General features: G+C 69.3%; 1 protein-coding gene. It reads left to right on the top strand.

What is annotated here, in order from left to right; all coding sequences use genetic code 11:
• Positions 1-352 (top strand): ABC transporter substrate-binding protein (locus tag C471_RS00015; protein WP_004045553.1); only part of this gene is annotated, 352 nt, incomplete at both ends.

The raw sequence follows: 352 nt of genomic DNA, 5'->3' as shown, positions 1-352 counted from the left end.
CCGGCGCCGACACGCTGTACTTCTCCAGCTTCGGCAACTTCGCCGCCAGCGGCCTCGCGCAACTGCGCGACGCCGGGCTGACCGACGACATCGACGTGATCATCCCGCACGTCAGCGCGTTCACGCTCGACCCGCTCGGCGCCGACGCCGAGGGCGTCCTCGGTATGGAGCCGTGGAACCCCGCCGCCGACAACGAGGCGAGCCAGGTGTTCATCGACGCGTACCAGGAGGAGTACGACGAGACGCCCAACCAGAGCTCGCTGCACACCTACGAGTCGATGATGGTCTACGCCGCCGCCGTCGAGGAGGCGGGGACGTTCCACCCGCCGACCGTGGTCCGCACGCTCGAGGA

It is taken from the genome of Halorubrum saccharovorum DSM 1137, from assembly GCF_000337915.1.
GTDB lineage: Archaea > Halobacteriota > Halobacteria > Halobacteriales > Haloferacaceae > Halorubrum > Halorubrum saccharovorum.
This window is presented reverse-complemented; position numbering and strand designations above follow the sequence as displayed.